The organism is Gryllotalpicola sp. CP2-P1, assembly GCF_057512245.1.
The window spans coordinates 1-7,084 of record NZ_JBLRDT010000133.1 but is presented as its reverse complement, the minus strand read 5'-3'; the positions used below and the strand labels follow the sequence as shown (position 1 = coordinate 7,084).

10 protein-coding genes and 1 pseudogene are annotated in these 7,084 nt (G+C 70.3%); 7 read left to right on the top strand and 4 right to left on the bottom strand.

Annotated elements, in window-relative coordinates:
* Positions 1–347 (top strand): glycosyltransferase family 9 protein (locus ACM2XV_RS10695; RefSeq protein WP_487026914.1); only part of this gene is annotated, 347 nt, incomplete at its 5' end.
* Here ACM2XV_RS10695 and ACM2XV_RS10690 read toward each other — a convergent pair.
* The 4 genes from ACM2XV_RS10690 to ACM2XV_RS10675 form a co-directional block, all read right to left on the bottom strand.
* Positions 247–1,059, bottom strand: a complete 813-nt coding sequence (locus ACM2XV_RS10690) for a sigma-70 family RNA polymerase sigma factor (protein WP_344774372.1) — start codon at positions 1,057–1,059, stop codon at positions 247–249. The genes ACM2XV_RS10695 and ACM2XV_RS10690 overlap by 101 nt on opposite strands.
* A gap of 198 nt (positions 1,060–1,257) precedes the next feature.
* Positions 1,258–1,722: a phage tail protein gene (locus tag ACM2XV_RS10685; protein WP_344774370.1), complete on the bottom strand. Its 465-nt coding sequence runs from the start codon at positions 1,720–1,722 to the stop codon at positions 1,258–1,260.
* Positions 1,723–2,345: 623 nt separating this feature from the next.
* Positions 2,346–2,732, bottom strand: a complete 387-nt coding sequence (locus tag ACM2XV_RS10680; protein ID WP_344774368.1) for a ChaB family protein — start codon at positions 2,730–2,732, stop codon at positions 2,346–2,348.
* 169 nt (positions 2,733–2,901) lie between these two features.
* A complete protein-coding gene (locus ACM2XV_RS10675) occupies positions 2,902–3,888 on the bottom strand; it encodes a DNA topoisomerase IB (RefSeq protein WP_487026913.1) in 987 nt (328 codons plus the stop codon).
* Between ACM2XV_RS10675 and ACM2XV_RS10670 the strand changes: the two genes are divergently transcribed.
* The 6 genes and pseudogenes from ACM2XV_RS10670 to ACM2XV_RS10645 form a co-directional block, all read left to right on the top strand.
* The gene (locus ACM2XV_RS10670; RefSeq protein ID WP_487026912.1) at positions 3,887–4,366 is read left to right on the top strand and encodes a hypothetical protein; all 480 of its coding nucleotides are present in this window, start codon (positions 3,887–3,889) and stop codon (positions 4,364–4,366) included. The two genes, ACM2XV_RS10675 and ACM2XV_RS10670, sit on opposite strands and share 2 nt — an antisense overlap.
* Positions 4,363–5,589 (top strand): Nramp family divalent metal transporter, encoded by a 1,227-nt coding sequence (locus tag ACM2XV_RS10665; protein WP_487026911.1) that lies wholly within the window; start codon positions 4,363–4,365, stop codon positions 5,587–5,589. The genes ACM2XV_RS10670 and ACM2XV_RS10665 overlap by 4 nt, the downstream gene beginning before the upstream one ends.
* 1 nt (position 5,590) lies before the next feature.
* Positions 5,591–5,980 (top strand): hypothetical protein, encoded by a 390-nt coding sequence (locus ACM2XV_RS10660; protein ID WP_487026910.1) that lies wholly within the window; start codon positions 5,591–5,593, stop codon positions 5,978–5,980.
* On the top strand, positions 5,967–6,314 hold the full coding sequence (locus tag ACM2XV_RS10655) for a PRC-barrel domain containing protein (protein ID WP_344774358.1): 348 nt from the start codon (positions 5,967–5,969) through the stop codon (positions 6,312–6,314). The genes ACM2XV_RS10660 and ACM2XV_RS10655 overlap by 14 nt, the downstream gene beginning before the upstream one ends.
* A gap of 50 nt (positions 6,315–6,364) precedes the next feature.
* Positions 6,365–6,802 carry a hypothetical protein gene (locus tag ACM2XV_RS10650; RefSeq protein ID WP_487026909.1) on the top strand — a complete coding sequence of 146 codons (438 nt, stop codon included), beginning with the start codon at positions 6,365–6,367 and terminating at the stop codon, positions 6,800–6,802.
* Between the two features lie 58 nt (positions 6,803–6,860).
* Positions 6,861–7,084: pseudogene (locus tag ACM2XV_RS10645) on the top strand (hypothetical protein); the annotation flags it as partial.

The following is a 7,084-nucleotide window of genomic DNA, read 5'->3' as shown; positions in this document are numbered from 1 at the left end:
TCGTCGCCGACGCGGCCGTGCTGGTGAGCGTCGACACGGGCGTCGCGCACCTCGCCTCGGCCTACGGCGTGCCCTCGGTCATCGTCTTCGGCCCGGCGCCGCCCAGCGAGTGGGGCCCGCCGCCCGGGCCGCACCGCGTGCTGACAGACGAGAGCGCCAGGCGGGGCGACGTCTTCTCAGACGTGCCCGACCCGGCGCTACTCGCGGTGTCGGCCGATGAGGTGCTCGCTGCGGCGCTGGCGCTCGTCAGGCCGCGTCCTGCAGACCCTGCGGGAAGGTCGCGCCCAGCTCGTGGCGCAGCCGATCGAGGATCTTCGCCAGCAGGCGTGAGACCTGCATCTGGCTGACGCCGAGCTCCTCGCCGATCTCGGCCTGCGTCTTCTCCTCGGCGAAGCGGCGCTCGAGAATGAGCGCCTCGCGCGGGTTCAGCCGCAGCAGGGCACGCTGCAGCATGGCCCGCAGCTCGGCGCGATCGAAATCGGGGTCGATATAAGACGGGATCAGCGACGGCGTGTCCTCGTCGTCGCCGGCCGAGGTGACCGTGACGGGCGACTGCGCGTCGAGGCAGGCGCGAGCGGCACGGACGTCCTGTTCAGTCACGTTGAGCTCGTCTGCCAGTTCCTGATCGGATGCCTCGCGCCCCAGCTGCTGGGCGAGGCGCGGCCGGGCGCGCATCAGCGCCGAGCACAGCTCCTGCATACGGCGGCCGGGCCGCACGAGCCAGCCGTGGTCGCGGATGTGGCGCTTGAGCTCGCCGTCGATGGTCGGCACCGCGTAGGGCACGAAGGGCGTGCCGCGCTCGGGGTCGTAGTGGCGGGCCGCCTTCACGAGGCCGAGAAGCGCCACCTGGCGCAGGTCGCCGTAGTCGTCGTCGCCGCGCCAGTAGCGGCGGGCGAGCGACTCCGCGAGCGGGATGTGAGCGACGACGACCTGGTTCTCGATCCGCATCCGCTCCCGCGGGGTGCAGGTGCGCACCTGGTCGAATGCCGCGGTGGTCTCTTCGCTGCGACGACGGCGGGCCTCGAGGGTTGCCACGCTGTTCGTGGTGTTGCCGTTCATGTGCTGTCACTCCGTACTTCTGAAACGAGTGGCGTAGCGCGCTGTTCGACTACTTGCCTTCGATCAGACCAAGCCGCGAAGAAGGGTGAAACCCCCTTGCGGAAGCACGGCGGTTCTGCTTTTGGTGGGCGAAACCCCGCCTTTTTCTGCCTTTTCTGCTTCTTCTGCCTTTTCTGCCTTGTCCTGCGCGAAGCCGGGTCAGTACTCGCCCTTGATCACGAAGAACGACCCCCGGATCTCGCCGGCGAGCTTCGAGCGCTGGCGGGCGAACTTGAACCTGTCGGCGAGCTCGGCCGGGACATCCATGCCCTGCGACAGCTTGAAGCCGACGGCGCGCTTGCCCGCGTCGCCGAGCGTGTAGAGCACGTTGATCGAGAGGCCCGACTGATAGAAGACGTAGGTCCAGTCGATGTCTGCGACGCGGAAGCGGCTCACCTCGAGGGCGGGGGAGGCGATCACGATGTCGCGCTCGTCGGCGAGCACCTTCTCGACGCGGGCGAGGTCGTCGGATGCCTCGGCCGCGGGCACCACGGTGAAGTCGTGGTCGTACTTGTTCTTGAAATAGCGCGCCTCGTTGGCGCGCAGGCCCGCGAGCGCCTCGGCGACGGGCGACGATTCGAGACCCGTGGTGCTGACGTTGACGAAGTCGACGGTGTACGGCATGAGCCCACCGTAGCGGCGGCCGCGGTGCCGGCGACCCCCGGTTCCCGTCGCCGCCCGAGAAGCGGACGCGCCTGATGCCCAGGGGCGCGCGTGCGGCGACGATAGCTGCCGTTAAGACCTCGGTGCGGCGACAGTAGACGTCGCTACGAACTCCCCGCGGCGACAGTAGATGCACGAACTCCGTGCGGCGACAATAGCTGCCGTTGCGAGTTCCGTGCGGCGACAGTAGCTGCTGTTACGACCTCAGTGCGGCGGCACGGACTCCGTGCGGCGACAATAGCTGCCGTTACGAACCCCGTGCGGCGACAGTAGATGCAGCTCCCCGACGGTCAGAGCGGCATCTAATGTCGTCGGCGGGAGGAGTGGCCGGCGTGAAGCGGCATCTAGTGTCGCCGGCGGGAAGAGTGGCCGGTTGAAACGGCATCTAGTGTCGCCGGCGGGAAGAGTGGCCGGTTGAAACGGCATCTAGTGTCGCCGGCGGGAAGAGCGGCCGGGCGAACCGGCATCTAGTGTCGCCGGAGCGAAGGGCGGCCGGAGCGAAACGGCATCTGGTGTCGCCGCACGAACCGCGGAGCCCGCGCCGGTCGCCAGAACTCTTCACTCCTCCGCCTGCGGCGTGTCCGCTAGCTGCGCGCCTTCCGCGTCGCGGCGCCGTTCGCCTTCTTGATCGCGTCGACCAGCTGGTCTTTCGTCATCGACGAGCGGCCGGTGATGTCGAGCTTCTTCGCGACGTCCATCAGATGCGCCTTCGAGGCGTTCGCGTCGACGCCGCCCTCGGTCTTCTTCCCCCGCTGTGCGGCACCGGCATCCGATGGCCCCTTGCGGCCCTTCTCGACCCAGTGGTCGCCGACCTTCTCGTACTCGTGCTTGAGAGCGGCGTACGCCGTCTGCTGCGCACGGCGCCCGTGGCCGTATTCCTTGAGCGCGGAATCGTGCGCCTTCACCCAGATCTCCTGGGCGTGCTTCGGCGAGCGCTCCAGCGTGCTGGGCAGGTCCTTCGCTCCAGGCATTGTGTTCTCCTTCTTCCTGGTCTCCATTCGGCTTCGCCGAGTCGACCCGCGCTGCGGTCGGCTTCGCCGAGTCGACCCGCGTTGCGGTCGGCTTCGCCGAGTCGACCCGCGTTGCGGTCGGCTTCGCCGAGTCGCCCCGCGGGTGGCGGCCGGCGTCATGTGAGCAATCTCATGTCAGCAGTTTCACGAGCGCCGCCTCTGGCGAGCGCTTCACGTCGAGTAGTTCCCCGTTCCGGTATCTGTCGAACACGCGCGGGTCGATGTAGCTCGCGCGGGCGACGGCCGGCGTGTTCCCGAGGGCGGATGCCGCGCGCTTCACCGCCTCGCGCTCGGCGGCGTCCCGCGCCCGCCGGGTATCGGCCCGGCCGGCACGCGCCAGCGTGTCCGCGGCGACGATCGTGCCGCGCAGCGTGCGGAAATCCTTCGCACTCGCTTCGACCCCCGTGCGCAGCCGGATGTCCTCGTTGACGTCCGCCGGCCGCAGGGCGTGCCAGCGCTGATCGCGCCAGGCCAGCAGGCGGGCGCCGGGGCGGCGCCGCGCCACCAGCGACCCGAGGTATTCCGCGAGCTCGGGGTCGTGGACCCAGGAGTCCCAGCCCTGGCCGCTCTTCGACGGGAAGCGCAGCTCGGTCTCGGAGCCGTCGATCGTCACGTCGCGGCACAGCAGGGTGGTGAGGCCGCGGGTGCCGTAGGCGCGGCGGTAGCGCTCCTCGCCGATGCGCAGCGCGGCGCGGTCGACCATGCGGAACGCCGCGGCGAGGGTGCGCTCGCGCGGCATCCCCGGAAGCCGCAGATCGCGCGTCACCGTGCGGCGCGCGCTCGGCAGCGCCTCGGCCAGCTCGAGCATGCGCTCGAACTTCACGGCATCGCGCTTCCGCCTCCACTCCTCGTGATACAGATACTGACGCCGGCCGGCTGCGTCGGTGCCGACGGCCTGGATGTGGCCGTCGGGGTACGGCGAGATCCAGACGTCGAGCCATGCCGGCGGGATGACGAGCGACTCGATGCGCGCGAGTACCTCGGCGTCGCTCACGGGCCGGCCGTCGGGGTCGACGTAGCGCGGCTCATCGCCGGGCAGCCGGGCCAGGCCCGGCCCGGAGGGGTCACTGCGGCGAATGCGCATACTTCCCCAATGCCCGGGGGACCACCCGGGCATGACCACGAGACGGCGCACCGGCGCCAGCTGCATCAGCGGATGCCTCGCCGCCGCCCTCGCCGCCGCGCTGGCCGGCTGCGTTCCGGACTCGGGCGGCGTGCCCGGCCGGCTCGAACGCGGGCTCTCCTCCGCAGACAGCAGCGCGCAGACCGCGCTGCTCGCCGTGCGCCAGCTGAGCGAGGGGAAGACGACGCCGCAACACGCCCACACCGCGATCGACGACGCGCTCACGAAGCTCGGCGAGCAGCAGACCGAGCTTGCGAGCATCGAGCCGCGCACCGCCGACGAGCGCCGCTGGCGCCGCAGCGCCGACGACGCGATCTCGGCGCTCGACCCGGCGCTCAAGGACGCCCGCTCGGCCGCGAACGGAGAGGCGGGCATCCGCTGGTCGCAGGCGAGCCGGGAACTGCGGGACGCGAGCGACACGATCACGCACACGAAGCGCGAGATCATCGCCCAGGCGGGGGAGGCCGAGTGAGCAAGCTGCTCGGCATCTTCCTCGGCATCCTCACGGCGATCGGCGGCTTCGTCGACATCGGCGACCTCGTCACGAACGCCGTCGTCGGCTCGCGCTTCGGCCTCGCGCTCGCCTGGGTCCTGCCGGTCGGCGTGGTAGGCATCATCGTGTTCGCGCAGATGTCGGGGCGCGTCGCAGCAGTCAGCGGCCGGGCCACGTTCGAGATCATCCGCGAGCGGCTCGGGCCGCGGCTGGGGCTCGCGAATCTGGGCGCCTCGTTCCTCATCAATCTGCTCACCCTCACCGCAGAGGTCGGCGGCATCGCGCTCGCCCTGCAGCTGGCGAGCGGCATCCAGCCCCTGCTGTGGATGCCCGTCGCGGCCGTCGCGGTGTGGATCGTGCTGTGGCGAGTGAAGTTCTCGATCATGGAGAACGTCGTGGGGCTGCTCGGGCTCTGCCTCGTCGCCTTCGCGGTCGCGGTGTTCCTGCTGCACCCGGACTGGAGCGCGCTCGCCCAGAAGGCGGTGCCCCTCATGCCGTCCAGCGAGCACCCGTCGACCTACTGGTACTACGCCGTCGCGCTGTTCGGCGCGGCGATGACGCCGTACGAGGTGTTCTTCTTCTCATCGGGCGCCCGCGAGGAGGGGTGGACGAAGAGCGACCTCGCCGAGTCGCGCGCCAACGTGCTGATCGGATTCCCGCTCGGCGGCCTGCTGTCGCTGTCGATCGCCGTGTGCGCGACGCTCGTGCTGCTGCCGCGCGGCATCCAGGTCGAGTCGCTCTCGCAGGTCGCCATGCCCGTCGCGCAGGCGGGCGGCACGCTGCTGCTCATCATCGTGATCGTCGGCATGGTGGCGGCGACGTTCGGTGCGGCGCTCGAGACGGCGCTGTCGAGCGGCTACACGCTCGCGCAGTACTTCGGCTGGCCGTGGGGCAAGTTCCGCCGCCCCTCCCAGGCATCCCGATTCCACCTCGTGATGATCGTGTCGCTGCTCATCGGGCTCGGAATCCTCGCGACGGGCGTCGACCCTGTGCAGGTCACCGAGGCGTCGGTGGTGTTCTCTGCGCTCGCGCTGCCGCTGACCTACCTGCCGATCCTCATCGTCGCGAACGACCCGCAGTACATGGGCGACGCGGTGAACGGGAAGGGGACGAATGCGCTCGGGCTCGTCTATCTCGTGCTCATCCTGGCCGCGTCGATCGCGGCGATACCGCTCATGATCGTCTCGGGAATGGGGGCATGAGATGACGGATGCACGGCCCGAGCTGCCCGTCGACGAGTCGCCGCGCGGGCAGGTCATCGACGCGCACCTGCACCTGCTCGACCGGCAGGTGGTCGACCCCTCCGACGTGCCGATCACGACCGTCGACGACGTGCAGCTCGACGGCGTCGAGCCCGGGGCATCGCCGCGCATCGTCGCGCTGCTCTCGGGCGCGCCGCTGTGGACCCGGATCTTCGGCGGCCGGCCGCGACGGCACCACCTCGAGGATGAGCCGTGGAGCGACGTGACCGACGTCGGCGTCGTGATCCGCGTCGCGAAGCCCGCCGACGACTATGAGGCGAGCTGGCCCGAGCGGTGGGCGCGGTCAGAGGTCATCGGCCGGATCCCAGGGGGCCGCCATGCTCCTGACTGATCTGCTCGGGCTGCGCGTGCGCGACGGCGCGGGCGGCGATCTCGGCGCCGTCGTCGACGTGCGCTTCGTGCTCGACGGGCCGCCGTCGGGAAGCGGCACCGGCGCGCTCGCCGAGGCGCGCCTGCACGGGCTGATCGTAAGCCCGCATCGCAGCAGCTCGTTCCTCGGCTATGAGCGCACCGGGGTGAACCGGCCGTGGCTCATCGCCCACTTCCTCGCCTGGCGGCAGCGCCGCGCGGTGCTCGTGCTGTGGCGCGACGTGGCGAGTGTGGGCGACGAGCTGGCGCTGCGGCCGGGGGCGACGCTGTACTCGCCGGCGCTGCCGGGCGGATAGAGCAGTTCTCGAGAAGCGCGCGGGCCAGCTCGCCGACCACAATGATGCGCATGACAGAGACGACGAGCACGAAGAAGACCGGGTTCACTGCCGAGGAGCGCGCGGCGATGCGCCAGCGCGCGAAGGAGCTGAAAGCGCAGGAATCGGACGCGCTGGCGCTGCAGGCCGTGCTCGACAAGATCGCGAGCCTCGACGAGCCCGACAAGACGAACGCCGAGCGCATCCACGCCATCGTCACCGAGGTGGCCCCGCAGCTGAAGCCGCGCACCTTCTACGGCAGCCCCGCCTACGCCACCTCCGACGGCAAGGTGGTCTGCTTCTATCAGGAGCGCGCGAAGTTCAAGGTGCGCTACGGCAACTTTGCGTTCTTCGACGCCGCGCAGCTCGACGACGGCACCATGTGGCCCACCGCGTTCGCGATCACCGAGATCTCTGCGGAGGACGAGAAGCGCATCGCCGAGCTCGTGAAAAAGGCGGCGGGCGCATAACGGCGAGCGCCGTGTCAACCGCTGGCGCAGGCCCCCGCCAGTGCCTACCGTCGTGCGCATGGTGCAGTTCACGACGAAGACGCTGACGGATGCCGGCCGCGCGGTCGGCCGACTGATCAAGTCCATCGAGGGGCAGGAGCGGCTCGACGCGGTTGCCCAGCCGCTCTCGGGCTTCGTGCAGAAGCTGATCCCCGCGGGCCCCGTGCGCGACCTGCTGCACGGCGTGCCGATCGGGCACCCCGCGCACCCCTTCCTCGTGCAGTTCCCGCTCGGCGCGTGGAT